The organism is Streptomyces sp. NPDC001663, assembly GCF_042893105.1.
In the GTDB taxonomy this organism is placed as follows: Bacteria; Actinomycetota; Actinomycetes; order Streptomycetales; family Streptomycetaceae; genus Streptomyces.
Genome location: NZ_JBIAUR010000001.1, coordinates 633,616 through 652,160, shown reverse-complemented (window position 1 = coordinate 652,160; position 18,545 = coordinate 633,616). Strand labels below are relative to the sequence as shown.

The window sequence follows — 18,545 nt, the reverse complement described above, 5'->3', positions numbered from 1 at the left end:
ACGCCAGAAAGGTTCCCGTCCATGGAGGGAATTGCGATCCGGCTGCAGGATCTGCGGAAGTCGTTCGGGGAGACGACCGCCGTGGCCGGGATCGACCTGGAGATCCGGGACGGCGAGTTCTTCTCGATGCTCGGCCCCTCCGGCTCCGGCAAGACCACGGTCCTGCGCATGATCGCCGGGTTCGAGATCCCCACCGCGGGCCGCATCGAACTGGCCGGCCAGGAGGTCACCGGCCTCGCCCCCTTCGAGCGGGACGTGCACACCGTCTTCCAGGACTACGCGCTGTTCCCGCACATGACCGTCGAGCAGAACGTCGCCTACGCCCTCAAGATCCGCAAGGTGCCCAGGGCCGAGCGCCTGGTCCGCGCCCGCAAGGCCCTCGCCGAGGTCCGCCTCGAGGGCTTCGGCAAGCGGCGTCCCGCCCAGCTCTCCGGCGGCCAGCGCCAGCGCGTCGCCCTCGCCCGCGCCCTGGTCGGCCGCCCCCGTGTGCTGCTGCTCGACGAACCGCTCGGCGCCCTCGACCTCAAGCTGCGCGAGCAGATGCAGGTCGAGCTGAAGGCCCTGCAGCGCGAGGTCGGCATCACCTTCGTCTTCGTCACCCATGACCAGGAGGAGGCCCTGACGATGAGCGACCGCATCGCCGTCTTCGACCAGGGCCGCATTCAGCAGGTCGGCACCCCCGCCGAGATCTACGAACGCCCCGCGACCCCCTTCGTGGCGTCCTTCGTCGGCACCTCCAACCTGCTCGAGGGCGAGTCCGCCCAGCGCGTCGTCGGCAACCCCGGCATCTACAGCATCCGGCCCGAGAAGATCCGCGTCCTGAAGGAGTCCGCGGAGGCCGACCAGCCGGACCACGCCACCGCCACCGGCACCGTCGCCGAGGTCGTCTACCTCGGGGACGCCACCCGCTTCCTGGTCGACCTCGACGCCGGCGGCCGCCTCACCGCGCTCCAGCAGAACCTGGAGACCTCCGCCGAGGACGTCGCCGCCTACCGCGGCACCCGGGTGCGACTGCAATGGCACCGCCGCCACACCGTCCAGGTCCCCGACACCCGCTGAAGCCCTTGTCCCGTAGGGAGAACGTCGTGCGCCCCACCCGAATGCTCCAGGTCGCGGCTTCCGCAGCCGCCCTGCTCCTCGCCGCCACCGCCTGCGGATCCTCCGACAACGGCGGCGGTTCCTCGGCCACCGGCCTCAACCCCCCTGATCTCAAGGCGCAGTCGAAGCTCGGCAAGTCCGAGGGCAAGGTCAACCTGATCGCCTGGGCCGGCTATGTCGAGGACGGCTCCAACGATCCCAAGGTCGACTGGGTGACCCCCTTCGAGAAACAGACCGGCTGTCAGGTCAACTCCAAGGTCGCGGCCAGCTCCGACGAGATGGTCAAACTGATGAAGACCGGCGAGTACGACGCCGTCTCCGCCTCCGGAGACGCGTCCCTGCGCCTCATCGCCTCCGGCGACGCGGCCCCCGTCAACACCAAGCTCGTACCCAACTACAAGGACATCTTCAGCGGCCTGAAGAACGGCAGTTGGAACTCGGTCAAGGGCCAGATGTACGGCATCCCGCACGGCCGCGGCGCCAACCTGCTGATGTACAACACGCAGAAGGTCACCCCTGCGCCCACCTCCTGGTCCGCCGTCTTCGACGACGCCTCGAAGTACAAGGGCCACGTCACCGCGTACGACTCGCCGATCTACATCGCCGACGCCGCGCTGTATCTCAAGGCCACCAAGCCCGAGTTGAAGATCAAGGACCCGTACGCCCTCGACCAGAAGCAGTTCGACGCCGCCGTCGCCCTGCTGAAGAAGCAGAACGCGGACATCGGCGAGTACTGGAGCGACTATCTCAAGGAGATATCCGCCTTCAAGAGCGGCGACTCCGTCGTCGGTACGACCTGGCAGGTCATCGCCAACCTCACCGCCGACGAGGGCGCCAAGGTCAAGGCCTTCGTGCCCAAGGAGGGTTCGACCGGCTGGTCCGACACCTGGATGATCTCGGCCAAGGCCAAGCACCCCAACTGCGCCTACCAGTGGATGAACTGGATCGTCTCCCCGAAGGTCAACGCCCAGGTCGCCGAGTACTTCGGCGAGGCGCCCGCCAACTCCAAGGCCTGCGAGCTGACCAGCGACAAGAACTTCTGCAACACCTACCACGCGGCCGACGAGAGCTACTGGAAGAACATCGCCTTCTGGAACACGCCCATCGAGCAGTGTCTCGACGGCCGCACCGACGTCAAGTGCGTGCCGTACGCCAAGTGGGTCCAGGCCTGGACCGAGATCAAGGGCTGAACCCGACATGACCGTCTCCGCGCAGGCCGCCGTTCGGGACTCCGCAGGACCCGTACGGCGGCTCGCCGGGGCGCTGCACCGCCGCCCCCGGCTCAGGCTGACCCTGCTGCTGACCGCTCCGCTGCTGTGGCTGGCCGTGCTCTACCTCGGCTCGCTCGCCGTGCTGTTCGTCTCCGCGTTCTGGACGACCAACTCCTTCACCTCCGAGGTCGTGAAGGTCTGGTCGACCGACAACTTCCGCGAGCTGTTCACCACGCCGGTCTTCCGCCAGGTGATCCTGCGCAGCGTGGTCGTGGCGCTCGCGGTCACCGCCCTGTGCGTGGTGATCGCCTTCCCGGTCGCCTTCTACACCGCACGCGTGGCGAAGCCGAGGTGGCGCCCGCTGCTGGTGGTCGCCATCCTCACTCCGCTGTGGGCGAGTTACCTGGTCAAGGTGTACGCCTGGCGGCTGATCCTGTCGGAGGGCGGGCTGGCCGACTGGATGCTGAAGCCGTTCGGGCTGAGCGGGCCCGGCTTCGGCCTCCCGGCCACCGTCCTGACCCTGACCTACCTCTGGCTGCCGTACATGATCCTGCCGATCCACACAGCGCTGGAGCAGCTGCCCGCCAACTTGCTTGACGCATCTGCCGACTTGGGCGCCAAGGGCTGGCGCACCTTCCGGTCGGTGGTGCTGCCGATGGTGCTGCCGTCCGTCGCCGCCGGATCGATCTTCACCTTCTCGCTCAGCCTCGGCGACTACATCACCGTGCAGATCGTCGGCGGCAAGACCCAGCTGATCGGCAACCTCGTCTACTCCAACATCGAACTCAACCTGCCCATGGCCGCCGCACTCGGCACCGTCCCGGTCGTCGTCATCGTCGTGTACCTGCTGGCGATGCGCCGCACGGGAGCGCTGAGCAGCCTCTGAAAGGCGGTGGTATGTCACATGCCACTCTCCCGCTCCGCGCGCATCGCGCTGCGCATCGCCGCCGGACTCGGCTTCGCCGTGATCTACGTCCCGCTGCTGCTCGTCCTCGTCAACTCCCTCAACCCGGACCGCAGCGCGAGCTGGCCGCCGCCGAGCCTCACCGTCCACTGGTGGTCCGTCGCCTGGCACAACGCCGGGGCGCGGGAGGCCCTCTGGGTCTCCGTCAAGGCGGGTCTCGGCGCCACCGCCATCGCCCTGGTCCTCGGCACGCTGATCGCCTTCGCCGTGGCCCGCCACCGGTTCTTCGGCCGGGACGCCATCTCCTTCGTGGTCGTCCTGCCGATCGCCCTGCCCGGCATCGTCACGGGCATCGCCCTCAACTCGGCCTTCGGGACCGTACTTGCGCCGCTCGGCGTGGGTCTCGGCCTGTTCACCGTGGTCGTCGGGCATGCCACCTTCTGCATCGTCGTCGTCTTCAACAACGTCGTCGCCCGGCTGCGCCGCACCGCCGGCTCCTACGAGGAGGCGGCGATGGACCTCGGTGCGAACACCTTCCGCGCGTTCGCCGACGTCACCTTCCCGCTGGTGCGCTCGGCGCTGTTCGCGGGCGGACTGCTCGCCTTCGCGCTCTCCTTCGACGAGATCGTGGTGACGACGTTCACGGCGGGGCCGGGCATCGAGACACTGCCGATCTGGATCTTCAACAACATGACCCGGCCGCAGCAGGCGCCGGTGGTGAATGTGGTGGCGGCCGTGCTCGTGTTGCTTTCCGTGATTCCGATCTACGTGGCTCAGCGGCTGTCGGCGGACACGGCGACGGGGAGTCGGGTGTGAGCCGGCGCGCAGGGGGTGCGCGCACTGTTTCCAGGATCAGTGGTATGTGACATAGTACTGGCGTGAGTCAGCCACTGACCTGCGATGTCGTGGTCGTCGGAGCCGGCATGACAGGCGCCGCCTGCGCCCTCTACGCGGCCCGCGCCGGCCTGGACGTCGTCGTCGTGGACCGCGGCCCCGTGGCCGGCGGCACCACCGGGGCGGGGGAGGGCAACCTCCTCGTCTCCGACAAGGAACCCGGCCCGGAGCTCGACCTCGCCCTCCTGTCGAACCGCCTGTGGCACGAACTGGCCCTGGAATTCGGCGAGTCGATCGAGTACGAGGCCAAGGGCGGCGTGGTGGTGGCCACTTCACCCGGCGGCCTCGCCACGCTGGAGGACTTCGCCGACCGGCAGCGAGCCGCCGGAGTCACCGCCACCTCGGTCGCGGGCGACGCCCTGTACGAGCTCGAGCCCCATCTCGCACCCGGCCTGCCCGGCGCCGTGCACTACCCGCAGGACGCCCAGGTCATGCCCGCCCTGGCCGCCGCCCACCTCCTCCGTGTCTCGGCTGCGCGTCTGTTCACCGGCCGGACCGTGACGGACGTCCTGCGCACGGCCGACGGGACGGTACGCGGGGTGCGCACGGACCGGGGTGACATCCACAGCCCAGCCGTCGTCAACGCGGCCGGCACCTGGGGCGCCGACCTCGCCGCCCTCGCGGGCACGAGCCTGCCCGTCCTCCCGCGGCGCGGCTTCGTCCTCGTCACCGAACCGCTCCCGCGCATGGTCCACCACAAGGTGTACGCCGCCGACTACGTGGCCGACGTGGCCAGCGACTCGGCCGCGCTGCAGACCTCGCCGGTCGTGGAGGGCACGGCGGCGGGGCCGATCCTGATCGGCGCGAGCCGCGAACGGGTCGGCTTCGACCGGTCCTTCTCGCTGCCGGCCCTGCGGGCCCTCGCGGCGGGCGCGACCCGGCTCTTCCCCTTCCTGGCCGACGTCCGTGCCATCCGCTCGTACGCCGGCTTCCGCCCGTACATGCCGGACCACCTGCCCGCCATCGGCCCCGACCCCCGCGTCCCCGGCCTCTACCACGCCTGCGGGCACGAGGGTGCGGGCATCGGACTCGCCCCCGGCACCGGCCACTTGATCGCGCAGACGCTGACCGCGAAGACACCGGACCTGGACCTGGCCCCGTTCCGCCCCGACCGCTTTCCCGAGGAGGTCACGTGAGCTCCCCACTGGACCTGGCGCGGGCCCGGCCGGGCCCGGCGTTCACGGTCACGCTGGACGGCCGCGAGATCGAGGCACTGCCCGGACAGACCGTCGCCGCCGCGCTCTGGGCGGCCGGCATCACGTCCTGGCGCACCACCCGCGGCGAGGGACGCCCGCGCGGTGTCTTCTGCGGGATCGGCGTCTGCTTCGACTGCCTGGTGACGGTCAACGACCGCCCCAACCAACGGGCCTGCCTCGTCCCCCTGCAGCCGGGCGACGCCATCCGCACACAGGAGGGGACCGGCCACGATGACTGACCGACCGCACCTCGCGGTGATCGGCGCGGGCCCCGCGGGCCTCGCCGCGACCCTGGCCGCCGCCGCGCACGGCGTCCGCGTCACGCTGCTCGACTCCGCCGCGGAGGCCGGCGGCCAGTTCTACCGTCAGCCCGCCACCGAGCTGCACGCCCGCCGCCCGCAGGCGCTGCACCACGAGTGGCGGACCTGGGAACGACTGCGGGACGGCCTCCGAACCCACCTACAGGCAGGCGCTGTGAGTCACTTGACGGACCATCACGTCTGGTTCGTGGAGCGGCGGCCCGACGGCGTCACCGCGCACGCGCTGCTCGGCCCCGAGCAGGAGGACCCGGTGACGGTGCACGCTGACGCCGTGCTCCTCGCCACCGGCGGCTACGAGAAGGTGCTGCCCTTCCCCGGCTGGACCCTCCCGGGCGTCGTCACCGCGGGCGGTGCCCAGGCCATGCTGAAGGGCACGCTCGCGGTCTCTGGTCGCACCGCCGTCGTTGCCGGCACCGGACCGCTGCTGCTGCCGGTCGCGACCGGCCTCGCCGCGGCGGGAGTGGACGTGGCGGCGCTCGTCGAGTCCACCGACCCCAAGGCCTTCGTACGACGGACCCGGGCGCTGGCGGCACAGCCGGGCAAGCTCGCCGAAGGGGCCCGGTACGCCGCCCGGTTGGCCCGCCACCGCGTACGCACCCTCGCCCGGCACACCGTCGTCGAGGCGCACGGCAGCGAACGCCTGGAGGCGGTGACCGTCGCCGCCCTCGACGCCGAAGGGCACATCCGGCCCGGCACCGAGCGCCGCATCCCCTGCGACACCCTCGCCGTGGGCCACGGCATGCTCCCGCACACCGATCTCGCCGAGACCCTCGGCTGCCGCCTCGACGGCCTGAACGTCCACGTCGACGACGAGCAGCGCACCGACGTGCCCGGCGTCTGGGCCGCCGGGGAGACCACCGGCATCGGCGGCTCGGCCCTCGCCCTGGCCGAGGGCCACATCGCCGGACGCTCGGCCGCGGCCCGCCTCCAGGGCACCGCACCCGACCCGCACGCATGGGCCACGGCCGCCAGGTCCCGCACTCGGCTGAGGGAGTTCGCCACCGCGCTCGACTCCGTGTACACCCCGCCCGCCCACTGGACCGAGCAACTCACCGACGACACCGTCGTCTGCCGCTGCGAGGAGGTCACCGCAGGCGCCCTCCGCGAGGCCGTCGCGGACCTCGGTGCCGGCGACGTACGCACCGCGAAGCTGTTGACCCGGGCCGGCATGGGCTGGTGCCAGGGCCGCATGTGCGCACCCGCGGTCGCCGCACTCGCCGGGTGCCAACTCACCCCGTCCCGGCGGCCGTTCGCGCGCCCCGTACCCCTCGGCGTCCTCGCCCGCGAGCACACCCACCCCACCGATGGAGGCCTCTCATGACCGACCACCGTCCCTGGCGCGGCGTCCTCGTCGCCACCGCGCTGCCCCTGAACGACGACCTCTGCGTCAACTACGACCGGTACGCCGAGCACTGCGCCTGGCTCGTCGAGAACGGCTGCGACGGTGTCGTCCCCAACGGCTCGCTCGGCGAGTACCAGGTGCTCACCCCCGAGGAGCGTTCCAAGGTCGTCGAGACCGCCGTCGCCGCGGTCGGCGGACAGCGGGTCATGCCCGGTGTCGCCGCGTACGGGTCCGCGGAGTCCCGCCGCTGGGCCGAGCAGGCGCGGGACGCGGGCTGTGCGTCCGTGATGCTGCTGCCGCCCAACGCCTACCGCGCCGACGAGCGTTCGGTTCTCGCCCACTATGCCGAGGTCGCGAAGGCGGGCGTGCCGATCGTGGCGTACAACAACCCGATCGACACCAAGGTCGACCTCGTTCCCGAACTCCTCGCGAAGCTCCACGGCGAGGGGTACATCCACGCCGTCAAGGAGTTCTCCGGGGACGTCCGCCGCGCCTACCGGATCGCCGAACTCGCCCCGGAACTGGACCTGTTGATCGGCGCCGACGACGTCCTGCTGGAGCTGGCGATCGCGGGCGCGAAGGGCTGGGTGGCCGGATACCCCAACGCTCTGCCCGCCGCGAGCGTCGAGCTGTACCACGCGGCCACAGACGGCGATCTGGCCACCGCGAACCGCCTCTACCGGCAGCTGCACCCGCTGCTGCGCTGGGACTCGCAGGTCGAGTTCGTGCAGGCCATCAAGCTCTCGATGGACGTGATCGGACGGCACGGCGGCAAGGTCCGGCCGCCGCGCATGCCCCTGCTGCCCGAGCAGGAGGCCGCCGTCCGGGCCGCCACCGAGAAGGCCGTCGCCGCCGGACTCGCATAACGGAGGAACGACCATGCGCAGCAGACTCGTCCTGCACGCCGTCGACTCGCACACCGAGGGCATGCCCACCCGTGTGATCACCGGCGGGATCGGCACCATCCCCGGCGCGACGATGAACGAGCGACGGCTGTACTTCCGCGAACACCGCGACGACATCAAGCAGTTGCTGATGAACGAGCCGCGCGGCCACTCCGCGATGAGCGGCGCGATCCTCCAGCCGCCGAGCCGGCCGGACTGCGACTGGGGTGTCGTCTACATCGAGGTCTCCGGCTATCTTCCGATGTGCGGTCACGGCACGATCGGCGTCGCCACCGTCCTCGTCGAGACCGGCATGGTCGAGGTCGTCGAACCGGTCACCACCATCCGCCTGGACACCCCGGCCGGGCTCGTCGTCGCCGAGGTGGCGGTGGAGGGCGGCGCGGCCAAGGCGGTGACGTTGAAGAACGTGCCGTCGTTCTCGGTCGCGCTCGACCGCAAGGCGACGTTGTCCGACGGGCGGTCAGTAACATATGACATGGCATACGGCGGCAACTTCTACGCCATCCTCCCCCTGGAGCAGTTCGGCCTCCCCTTCGACCGCTCCCGCAAGGACGAAATCCTCGCGGCGGGGCTGGCGTTGATGGACGCCATCAACGCCGACGACGAACCCGTCCACCCCGAGGACCCGTCCATCCGCGGCTGCCACCACGTCCACCTCTACGCCCCCGGTTCCACCGCCCGCCTCTCCCGGCATGCGATGGCCATCCACCCCGGCTGGTTCGACCGCTCGCCCTGCGGCACCGGGACGAGCGCGCGCATGGCGCAGCTGCACGCACGCGGCGAACTGCCGCTGCACACCGAGTTCGTCAACGAGTCGTTCATCGGTACCCGCTTCACCGGCCGGCTGCTCGGCACGACCGAGGTCGCGGGCCGCCCCGCCGTGCTGCCCAGTTTCACCGGCCGCGCCTGGATCACCGGAACCGCCCAGTACCTGCTGGACCCACAGGACCCGTTCCCGGCGGGATTCGTGCTCTAGGCGGCCCCGATAATGTCCGGTGACCCAAGGAGGACGATCACCATGGCCGTGCGGAACCGACCGGCTCTGCCTCATCTCGGCGGCAGGAAACCCAACTTCCGGGAACGGCTCGTGGACGTGCTGCGGGCCGCGCTGATCACCGGTGAACTGCGCGCCGGCGAGGTGTACTCGGCGCCGTCCCTCGCCCCCCGCTTCGGGGTCTCCGCGACCCCGGTGCGCGAGGCGATGCTCGAGCTGGTGAAGGAGGGCATGGTCGACATCGTCCCGAACAAGGGCTTCCGGGTCACCGAGGTCTCCGAGAAACAGCTCGACGAGTACACCCACGTCCGGTCCCTGATCGAGATCCCCACGACCGTCGCCCTCGCGACCACCGCCGACCCCGATGACCTGGAGGCGCTGCGCCCGCTCGCCTTGGAGATCGTCAGCTCGGCCGCGAGAGGCGACCTCATCGACTACGTCGAGGCGGACCTGCACTTCCACTCCGGTCTGCTCGCCCTCGCCGGCAACGAGCATCTTGTGGAAGTCGTACGGGACTTGCGGCGCCGTTCGCGGCTGTACGGACTGACCGCCCTGGTCGAGGCGGGGCGGCTGGACGCCTCCGCCAGGGAGCACCTCGAACTCCTCGACGCGCTGCTCGCGCGGGACGAGACGGCCGTGCGCGAGGTGATCACGCGGCACCTCGGCCACGTCCGCGGTCTGTGGGCGGCCCGCAGGGAAGAGTGACGCATCTACGCAAGCGGCTTGCGTTTCTTGCGCTATTCTTGCGGTCATGACGCGACGACTTGCTGAGGTGGCGAAGAAGGTCGGGGTCAGTGAGGCCACGGTCAGCCGGGTGCTCAACGGCAAGCCCGGGGTCTCGGACGCCACCCGGCAGGCGGTGCTGTCCGCGCTGGACGTCCTCGGCTACGAGCGGCCCACGCAGCTGCGCGGCGAGCGCGCTCGGCTCGTGGGCCTCGTCCTGCCCGAGCTGCAGAACCCGATCTTCCCGGCGTTCGCCGAGGTGATCGGCGGTGCCCTCGCCCAGCTCGGACTGACGCCGGTGCTGTGCACGCAGACCAAGGGCGGCGTCTCCGAGGCCGACTATGTGGAGCTGCTGCTGCAACAGCAGGTCTCCGGCGTCGTGTTCGCCGGCGGTCTGTACGCCCAGGCCGACGCCCCGCACGACCACTACCGGCAGCTGGCCGAGCGGAACATCCCGGTGGTGCTGGTCAACGCGTCCATCGACGACCTCGGCTTCCCGGGCGTCTCCTGCGACGACGCGGTGGCGGTGGAGCAGGCCTGGCGGCACCTCGCCTCGCTGGGACACGAGCGGATCGGCCTGGTGCTGGGACCGGCCGACCATGTGCCGTCGGCGCGCAAGCTGGCGGCGGTGCAGGCCATGGGGGAGCTGTCCGACGATCACGTCGTCCGGGCCATGTTCTCGATCGAGGGCGGTCACGCGGCCGCCTCCCGGCTCATCGACCGGGGTGTCACCGGCATCATCTGCGCCAGCGACCCCCTGGCGCTCGGCGCGATCAGGGCCGCCCGCCGCAAGGGCCTGGCCGTCCCGTCCCAGGTGTCGGTCGTCGGCTACGACGACTCGGCGTTCATGAACTGCACCGAGCCCCCGCTCACCACCGTCCGCCAGCCCATCGAGGCCATGGGCAGGGCGGCCGTGGAGTTGTTGAACACGCAGATCAACGGCAGTGCCGTAACCCCCGAAGAGCTGCTGTTCGAGCCCGAGTTGGTAGTCAGGGGGTCGACCGCACAGGTGCCTCGTTCCTGAGATCCAGTCATCTGTCAAATAATTTCAGATTGCGCGCGACATCTTGCGGACCGATGTCGTCGGTGCTTGAGTGTGCCCCGCCCACCGCTCCTGTCCAGAGGGGTCCACCGATGAGAAGCACCGGGTTCCGCCGTACCTTCGTCGCGCTCAGCGTCTGTTCTCTTGCCCTCGCCGCGTCCGCCTGCGGGTCGGGCGACGACGACTCGGCGAGCGGCAAGACCCGCATCACGGTCAACTGCATGCCGCCGAAGAGCGCCAAGGTCGACCGGCGGTTCTTCGAGCAGGACATCGCCTCCTTCGAGAAGCAGAACCCGGACATCGACGTCGTCGCCCACGACGCCTTCCCCTGCCAGGACCCCAAGACCTTCGACGCCAAGCTCGCCGGTGGGCAGATGGAGGACGTCTTCTACACGTACTTCACCGACGCCAAACACGTCGTCGACATCAAACAGGCGGCCGATCTCACGCCGTACATCAAGGAGTTGAAGAGCTACGACACCATCCAGAAGCAGCTGCGCGACATCTACACCGTCGACGGCAAGGTCTACGGCATCCCGCGCACCGGCTACTCGATGGGCCTGATCTACAACCGCAAGCTCTTCGAGAAGGCCGGACTCGACCCCGACCAGCCTCCGGCCACCTGGGACGAGGTCCGCGCCGACGCCAAGAAGATCGCCGCACTCGGCAACGGCACAGTCGGATACGCCGACTACAGCGCCCAGAACCAAGGCGGTTGGCACTTCACCGCCGAGCTCTACTCCCAGGGCGGCGACGTCGTCGGCGCCGACGGCAAGAAGGCCACCATCGACACCCCCGAGGGCCATGCCGTCCTGCAGAACCTGCACGACATGCGCTGGACCGACAACTCGATGGGCAGCAAGCAGCTCCTCGTCATCAACGACGTGCAGCAGATGATGGGTTCGGGCAAGCTCGGCATGTATCTGTCCGCGCCGGACAACATCCCGATCCTGGTGAAGGAGAAGGGCGGCAGCTACAAGGACCTCGCCCTCGCTCCGATGCCCGGCGGCAAGGGCACGCTCATCGGCGGCGACGGCTACATGTTCAACAAGCACGACACGCCCGCCCAGATCCGCGCCGGCCTGAAGTGGCTGGACCACATGTTCCTCACCCCGGGCACGGGCTTCCTCGGCGACTACGCCCGCGCCAAGAAGGCCGACGCCCCGGTCGGCCTGCCCGAGCCGCGCCTGTTCACCGGCGCTGCCGACGCCAAGGACCAGCAGGTCAAGAAGGCCAACGCCAATGTGCCCGTGGGGAATTACCAGTCCTTCCTCGACGGCAACCACGCCCTCCAGCTGAAGATCGAGCCGCCCGACGCCCAGCAGATCTACTCCGTCCTCGACGGCACCGTCTCCGCCGTCCTCACCAAGAAGGACGCCGACATCGACCAGCTGCTGAAGGACGCCTCCGGCAAGATCGACAGCATCCTGGCGCGGGGCTGACGATGACGAAGACGGCCGAGCGGCAGTCGGTCGGCAAGGTCGCCGTCCACCCCGTTCAGGCGCCGCCTCCGGCAGGGGACCGGAGGCGGCGCCGCCTCGCCGACCAGGCCCGTGCCTATGCCTTCCTCCTCGGCGGCCTGATCTGCTTCGCCCTGTTCTCCTGGTACCCGGCGATCCGCGCGGTCGTGATCGCCTTCCAGAAGTACACGCCGGGCGCACCGCCCGAGTGGGTCGGCACCGCCAACTTCACCCGTGTCTGGCACGACCCGGAGTTCAGCGCAGCCTGGCGCAACACCCTCACCTTCACGCTCCTCGCCCTGCTCATCGGCTTCGCGATCCCGTTCGTGATGGCCCTCGTCCTCAACGAACTCCGGCACGCCAAAGCCTTCTTCAGGGTCGTGGTCTACCTGCCGGTGATGATCCCGCCGGTGGTCAGCGCACTGCTCTGGAAGTGGTTCTACGACCCCGGAGCCGGCCTCGCCAACGAGGCACTGCGCTTCCTGCACCTGCCGACCTCGAACTGGTCCAACGGCGCCGACACCGCCCTCATCTCCCTTGTCATCGTGGCGACTTGGGCCAACATGGGCGGCACCGTCCTGATCTACCTGGCCGCCCTCCAGTCCATCCCCGGCGAGCTGTACGAGGCGGCAGAGCTGGACGGCGCGAACCTGCTCCAGCGCATCCGGCACGTGACGATCCCGCAGACCAGGTTCGTCATCCTGATGCTGATGCTGCTTCAGATCATCGCGACGATGCAGGTGTTCACCGAGCCGTTCGTGATCACGGGCGGTGGTCCGGAGAACGCCACGGTCACCGTCCTCTACCTGATCTACAAGTACGCCTTCCTCTACAACGACTTCGGTGGCGCCTGCGCGCTCAGCGTGATGCTTCTCGTGCTGCTCGGCGTGTTCTCGGCTCTCTATCTGCGGCTCACGCGCACCGAGGGGGACGTATGAGCACCCGGACCCTCGTCTCGCCGGCGACCCTGGCCCGCCCGCGCGGCAAAGCCGCTTACTGGACGGTGTTCACCACCGTCGTCCTGCTCTTCGCCCTCGCCTTCCTCTTTCCCGTCTACTGGATGGTGACCGGCGCGATGAAGTCGCCGGACGAGGTGGCGCAGACGCCGCCCACCGTCATTCCCGAGCACTGGCACCTCGGCGGCTACACCGACGCCTGGGACCTGATGCAGCTGCCGCAGCACCTGTGGAACACGGTGGTCCAGGCTGCCGGAGCCTGGGCCTTCCAGTTGGTGTTCTGCACGGCCGCCGCCTACGCCCTGTCCAAACTGCGGCCCGCCTTCGGCAAGTTGATCCTCGGCGGCATCCTCGCCACGCTGATGGTCCCGGCCCAGGCCCTCGTCGTACCGAAGTACCTGACCGTCGCCGATCTGCCGCTGATCCACACCAGCCTGCTCAACGACCCCCTCGCCATCTGGCTGCCGGCGGTCGCCAACGCCTTCAACCTGTATCTGCTCAAGCGGTTCTTCGACCAGATCCCGCGCGATGTGCTGGAGGCCGCCGAGATCGACGGCGCGGGGAAGCTGCGCATCCTGTGGTCGATCGTGCTGCCCATGTCGCGGCCGGTGCTCGGCGTCGTGTCGATCTTCGCCCTGGTGGCCGTGTGGCAGGACTTCCTCTGGCCGCTGATGGTCTTCTCCGACACCGACAAGCAGCCCATCAGCGTGGCACTCGTCCAGCTGTCGCAGAACATCCAACTGACCGTGCTCATCGCGGCGATGGTGATCGCCAGCATCCCGATGGTCGCCCTGTTCCTGCTCTTCCAGCGGCACATCATCGCCGGGATCAGCGCGGGCAGCGCCAAGGGCTGACGCCCTCCCTCCGACAGAAAGGCAAGCACAGTGGGACAGCCCCGCCATGCCCTCAAGGAGTGGTGGCGCTCCGCCGTCATCCACCAGGTGTACGTCCGCAGCTTCGCCGACGGCGACGGCGACGGCACCGGCGACCTCGCGGGCGTCCGCTCGAAGCTGCCGTATCTCGCCGAACTCGGCGTGGACGCCCTGTGGTTCAGTCCCTGGTACCTGTCGCCGATGAAGGACGGCGGCTACGACGTCGCCGACTACCGCGCCATCGACCCGGCCTTCGGCACGCTCGCCGAGGCGGAGAAGCTGATCGCCGAAGCCCGGGAGCTGGGCATCCGCACCATCGTCGACATCGTGCCCAACCATGTCTCCGACCAGCACCCGTGGTTCAGGGCCGCGCTCGCCGGCGGCCCGGAGCGCGAGCTCTTCCACTTCCGGCCCGGCCGCGGAGTGCACGGCGAACTCCCGCCCAACGACTGGACGTCCCAGTTCGGCGGCCCCGCCTGGACCCAACTGTCCGACGGTGCCTGGTACTTGCACCTCTTCGCCCCCGAACAGCCCGACCTGAACTGGGCCCACCCCGCCGTCCGCCAGGAGCACGAGGACATCCTGCGCTTCTGGTTCGAGCGAGGTGTCGCCGGAGTACGCATCGACTCGGCCGCACTCCCCGCCAAGGACCCCGCCCTGCCGGACTTCGTCGAGGGCCGTGACCCGCACCCCTACGTCGACCGCGACGAACTCCACGACATCTACCGGTCCTGGCGTGCGATCGCCGACGAGTACGACGGTGTCTTCGTCGGCGAGGTCTGGCTCCCCGACAGCGAACGCTTCGCCCGCTATCTGCGCCCCGACGAACTGCACACCGCCTTCAACTTCGCCTTCATGACCTGCCCTTGGGACGCCGACAGGCTGCGTACGTCCATCGACGAGACGCTCGCCGAGCACGCACCCGTGGGCGCCCCCGCCACCTGGGTGCTGTGCAACCACGACGTCACCCGGACGGTCACCCGCTACGGCCGTACGGACACCGGCTTCGACTTCGCGACCAAGGCCTTCGGCACCCCGACCGACCTCGCCCTCGGCACCCGGCGTGCCCGCGCGGCCGCCCTGCTGTCGCTCGCCCTGCCCGGCGCCGTCTACGTCTACCAGGGCGAGGAGTTGGGGCTGCCCGAGGCCGAGATCCCCCGCGACCGCATCGAGGACCCGATGCACTTCCGCTCCGGCGGCACCGACCCGGGCCGCGACGGCTGCCGGGTTCCCCTGCCCTGGGAGGCGGACGCGCCGTACTCGGGCTTCGGTTCCCGCGCGGAGCCGTGGCTGCCGCTGCCCGAGGACTGGGCGTCGTACGCGGTCGACCGGCAGGCCCAGGACCCCGGTTCGATGCTGAGCCTCTACCGTACGGCGATCACGATCCGCCCCGTCTTCGGCGACGGCCCGCTCACCTGGCTGCCCGCACCCGACGGCGTCCTCGCCTTCGCCCGCGCCGAGGGCGCCGTCCTGTGCGTGGTCAACCTCGCGGAGACTCCGGCCGACCTGCCTCCGCGCACTCAACTGCTCCTCGGCAGCGGCCCGTTGACCCCGGACGGCCGTCTGCCGAAGGACACCGCGGTCTGGCTGCGCGCCTGAGCGCACACCACGTCCGCGCCCCACCGCACCACCCCGCTATCCCCGCACCCCCACCCCGAAGGGATCAGCACATGCACAGGTCCAGATCTGTCAGGCGCATGCCAGCAGTCGGCGCGGTCGTCGCTCTCTCCGCCGGCATGGTCGTCACCCTCGCCCCTGCCGCCCACGCAGCCTCCGGCGCCACCCTCCCCTTCACCTCCGTCGAGGCCGAGTCGGCGAGCACCACCGGCACCAAGATCGGCCCCGACTACACCCAGGGCACCCTCGCCTCCGAGGCCTCCGGACGCCAGGCGGTACGGCTCACCTCCGGCCAGCGCGTCGAGTTCACCGTGCCGCGCGCATCGAATGCCGTGAATGTCGCCTACAGCGTCCCGGACGGCCAGTCCGGCACGCTGAACGTGTACGTCAACGGCACCAAGCTCGCCAAGACACTCCCGGTGACCTCCAAGTACTCGTACATCGACACCAGTTGGATCGCCGGCGCCAAGACGCACCACTTCTTCGACAACGCCCGTCTCCTGCTCGGCCAGAGCGTCCAGGCGGGCGACAAGGTCGCCTTTGAGTCGACGGGCACCCAAGTCACCGTCGACGTCGCCGACTTCGAGCAGGTGGCCGCGGCCGCCACCCAGCCCGCCGGCTCGGTCTCGGTCGTCTCCAAGGGCGCCGACCCCAGTGGCAGCGGCGACTCCACGCAGGCCTTCCGGGACGCGATCTCCGCCGCCCAAGGGGGAGTGGTCTGGATCCCGCCGGGTGACTACAGGCTGACGTCCTCGCTCAGCGGCGTGCAGAACGTCACCCTCCAGGGCGCCGGCAGCTGGTACTCGGTCGTGCACACCTCCCGCTTCATCGACCAGTCGAGCTCCTCCGGGGGCGTCCACATCATGGACTTCGCGGTGATCGGCGAGGTCACCGAGCGCGTCGACTCCAACCCGGACAACTTCGTCAACGGATCGCTGGGGCCGAACAGTTCGGTCTCCGGCATGTGGCTGCAGCACCTCAAGGTCGGCCTCTGGCTGATGGGCAACAACGACAACCTGGTCGTCGAGAACAACCGCATCCTCGACACCACCGCCGACGGCCTCAACCTCAACGGCAACGCCCGCGGGGTCCGCGTCCGGGGCAACTTCCTGCGCAACCAGGGCGACGACGCGCTCGCCATGTGGTCGCTGTACTCACCCGACACGAACAGCAGCTTCGAGAACAACACCATCTCGCAGCCGAACCTCGCCAACGGCATCGCGATCTACGGCGGCACCGACATCGCGGTGAAGAACAACCTGGTCTCCGACACCAACGCCCTCGGCAGCGGCATCGCGATCTCCAACCAGAAGTTCCTCGACCCCTTCTCCCCGCTGGCCGGCACCATCACGGTCGACGGCAACACGCTCGTGCGCACGGGCGCGATGAACCCCAACTGGAACCATCCGATGGGCGCGTTGCGCGTCGACTCCTACGACAGCGCCATCAACGCGACCGTCAACATCACCAACACGACGGTCAGCGACAGCCCGTACAGCGCCTTCGAGTTCGTGTCCGGCGGCGGACAGGGCTATCCCGTCCGCAACGTCACCGTGGACGGTGCGACCGTGCGCAACACCGGCACGGTCGTCGTCCAGGCCGAGGCCCAGGGCGCGGCCACCTTCCGCAACGTCACGGCGACGAGCGTCGGCGCCGCCGGCATCTACAACTGCCCCTACCCGGCGAGCTCGGGCACCTTCACCCTCACCGACGGCGGCGGCAACTCCGGCTGGAGCAGCACCTGGTCGGACTGCTCGACCTGGCCGCAGCCCGGCCAGGGCAACCCCGACCCGGATCCGAACCGCAACCTGGCCAAGGGCCGCCCGGCCACCGCGACCGGCTCCCAGGACGTCTACACGCCCGGCAAGGCGGTCGACGGCGACGCCAACAGCTACTGGGAGTCCACCAACAACGCCTTCCCGCAGGCCTGGACGGTCGACCTGGGCTCGGCGTACGCGGTCCGGCGGCTGGTGCTGAAGCTGCCGCCGTCGTCCGCCTGGGGTGCGCGCACGCAGACCATCACGGTGCTGGGCAGCACCGACGGCTCGAACTACTCGACCGTGGTCGGCTCCACGGGCTACCGGTTCGACCCGGCGACCGGCAACACGGCCACCGTCTCCCTGCCCGACGGCACCAACCTGCGCTACCTGCGTCTGTCCGTGAGCGCCAACACCGGCTGGCCCGCAGGCCAGTTCAGTGAGGTGGAGGCGTATCCGACTTCGTGACCGCGTCCTGCACGTCCCCGCGCTTCGCCGCCTGGATCTGCTCGTACACATGGGTCCGCAGCTCGGCGAAGCGCGGGGCGACCCGCGTGTGCAACTGGTCGCGCTCGTCGGGCAGATCTACCTTCAGCTGCTCCTGTACGACGGTCGGGGAGGCGGACAGCACCACCACCCGCTCGCCCAGGTACACGGCCTCGTCGATGTCGTGCGTGACGAACAGGATCGTCATACCGCGCTCCCGCCACAGCCGCCGTACGAGATCCTCCAGGTCCGCGCGTGTCTGCGCGTCGACCGCCGCGAACGGCTCGTCCATCAGCAGGACATCGGGCTCGTACGCCAGCGCCCGCGCGATGGCGACACGCTGCTGCATACCGCCGGACAGTTGCCACGGGTAGGCCCCCACGGCGTCCGCGAGCCCGACCGATTCCAGCGCGTCCGCGACCAGCTCCTTGCGGCGGGACTTGCTCAAGTCCTTCTGTTTCAAGGGGAGTTCGACGTTCTCGCCCACCCGCATCCAGGGGAACAGACTGCGCCCGTACTCCTGGAAGACGAAGGCCATCCCGGGCGGCGGGCCGCTCACCGGCTTTCCGGCGAGCTGCACTTGGCCGGACGTCGGTGCGAGCAGTCCGCCGACGCACTTCAGCAGGGTCGTCTTGCCGCAGCCCGACGGGCCCACGAGGCAGACCAGTTCGCCCGCCTCGACCGTGAAGGTGAGGTCGCGCACCGCCTCCACACGGCGGCCGGACCCCTCGTAGACCTTCCGCAGGCCGCGTACGTCGAGCATGGACC

Annotated in this window: 17 protein-coding genes; 16 read left to right on the top strand and 1 reads right to left on the bottom strand. The window is 69.7% G+C overall.

Annotation, left to right across the window (positions count from 1 at the left end; genetic code table 11):
- The first annotated feature begins 21 nt into the window (after positions 1–21).
- The 16 genes from ACFY1L_RS03130 to ACFY1L_RS03055 all read left to right on the top strand — a co-directional run bounded on the left by ACFY1L_RS03130 (position 22) and on the right by ACFY1L_RS03055 (position 17,759).
- The gene (locus tag ACFY1L_RS03130; RefSeq protein ID WP_388817286.1) at positions 22–1,059 is read left to right on the top strand and encodes an ABC transporter ATP-binding protein; all 1,038 of its coding nucleotides are present in this window, start codon (positions 22–24) and stop codon (positions 1,057–1,059) included.
- 26 nt (positions 1,060–1,085) lie between these two features.
- Positions 1,086–2,288, top strand: coding sequence for an ABC transporter substrate-binding protein (locus ACFY1L_RS03125; protein ID WP_388817284.1), 1,203 nt, complete (start codon positions 1,086–1,088; stop codon positions 2,286–2,288).
- Positions 2,289–2,295: 7 nt separating this feature from the next.
- Positions 2,296–3,195: an ABC transporter permease gene (locus tag ACFY1L_RS03120; protein ID WP_388817281.1), complete on the top strand. Its 900-nt coding sequence runs from the start codon at positions 2,296–2,298 to the stop codon at positions 3,193–3,195.
- An 18-nt stretch (positions 3,196–3,213) separates the two neighbouring features.
- On the top strand, positions 3,214–4,029 hold the full coding sequence (locus ACFY1L_RS03115) for an ABC transporter permease (protein WP_388817278.1): 816 nt from the start codon (positions 3,214–3,216) through the stop codon (positions 4,027–4,029).
- Positions 4,030–4,091: 62 nt separating this feature from the next.
- Positions 4,092–5,243 carry an NAD(P)/FAD-dependent oxidoreductase gene (locus ACFY1L_RS03110; protein ID WP_388817276.1) on the top strand — a complete coding sequence of 384 codons (1,152 nt, stop codon included), beginning with the start codon at positions 4,092–4,094 and terminating at the stop codon, positions 5,241–5,243.
- The gene (locus ACFY1L_RS03105) at positions 5,240–5,542 is read left to right on the top strand and encodes a (2Fe-2S)-binding protein (protein WP_388817273.1); all 303 of its coding nucleotides are present in this window, start codon (positions 5,240–5,242) and stop codon (positions 5,540–5,542) included. Before ACFY1L_RS03110 ends, ACFY1L_RS03105 begins: the two co-directional genes overlap by 4 nt.
- Positions 5,535–6,944, top strand: a complete 1,410-nt coding sequence (locus ACFY1L_RS03100) for an FAD-dependent oxidoreductase (protein WP_388817270.1) — start codon at positions 5,535–5,537, stop codon at positions 6,942–6,944. The genes ACFY1L_RS03105 and ACFY1L_RS03100 overlap by 8 nt, the downstream gene beginning before the upstream one ends.
- Positions 6,941–7,831, top strand: a complete 891-nt coding sequence (locus tag ACFY1L_RS03095; RefSeq protein WP_388817267.1) for a dihydrodipicolinate synthase family protein — start codon at positions 6,941–6,943, stop codon at positions 7,829–7,831. The genes ACFY1L_RS03100 and ACFY1L_RS03095 overlap by 4 nt, the downstream gene beginning before the upstream one ends.
- 13 nt (positions 7,832–7,844) lie before the next feature.
- The gene (locus ACFY1L_RS03090) at positions 7,845–8,846 is read left to right on the top strand and encodes a proline racemase family protein (protein ID WP_388817265.1); all 1,002 of its coding nucleotides are present in this window, start codon (positions 7,845–7,847) and stop codon (positions 8,844–8,846) included.
- A gap of 42 nt (positions 8,847–8,888) precedes the next feature.
- A complete protein-coding gene (locus ACFY1L_RS03085; protein ID WP_388817263.1) occupies positions 8,889–9,569 on the top strand; it encodes a GntR family transcriptional regulator in 681 nt (226 codons plus the stop codon).
- Positions 9,570–9,615: 46 nt separating this feature from the next.
- Positions 9,616–10,611 carry a LacI family DNA-binding transcriptional regulator gene (locus tag ACFY1L_RS03080; protein WP_388817261.1) on the top strand — a complete coding sequence of 332 codons (996 nt, stop codon included), beginning with the start codon at positions 9,616–9,618 and terminating at the stop codon, positions 10,609–10,611.
- Positions 10,612–10,721: 110 nt separating this feature from the next.
- The gene (locus tag ACFY1L_RS03075; protein WP_388817258.1) at positions 10,722–12,071 is read left to right on the top strand and encodes an ABC transporter substrate-binding protein; all 1,350 of its coding nucleotides are present in this window, start codon (positions 10,722–10,724) and stop codon (positions 12,069–12,071) included.
- 2 nt (positions 12,072–12,073) lie between these two features.
- Entirely contained in the window at positions 12,074–13,027 is a 954-nt protein-coding gene (locus ACFY1L_RS03070) for a carbohydrate ABC transporter permease (protein WP_388817255.1), read from the top strand.
- On the top strand, positions 13,024–13,899 hold the full coding sequence (locus ACFY1L_RS03065; RefSeq protein WP_388817252.1) for a carbohydrate ABC transporter permease: 876 nt from the start codon (positions 13,024–13,026) through the stop codon (positions 13,897–13,899). The genes ACFY1L_RS03070 and ACFY1L_RS03065 overlap by 4 nt, the downstream gene beginning before the upstream one ends.
- Before the next feature lie 30 nt (positions 13,900–13,929).
- Entirely contained in the window at positions 13,930–15,516 is a 1,587-nt protein-coding gene (locus tag ACFY1L_RS03060) for an alpha-amylase family glycosyl hydrolase (protein ID WP_388817249.1), read from the top strand.
- Positions 15,517–15,614: 98 nt separating this feature from the next.
- Positions 15,615–17,759: a discoidin domain-containing protein gene (locus ACFY1L_RS03055; protein WP_388817246.1), complete on the top strand. Its 2,145-nt coding sequence runs from the start codon at positions 15,615–15,617 to the stop codon at positions 17,757–17,759.
- Here the strand turns inward: ACFY1L_RS03055 and ACFY1L_RS03050 are convergent.
- Entirely contained in the window at positions 17,728–18,540 is an 813-nt protein-coding gene (locus ACFY1L_RS03050) for an ABC transporter ATP-binding protein (RefSeq protein WP_388817244.1), read from the bottom strand. The genes ACFY1L_RS03055 and ACFY1L_RS03050 overlap by 32 nt on opposite strands.
- Positions 18,541–18,545: the final 5 nt, after the last annotated feature.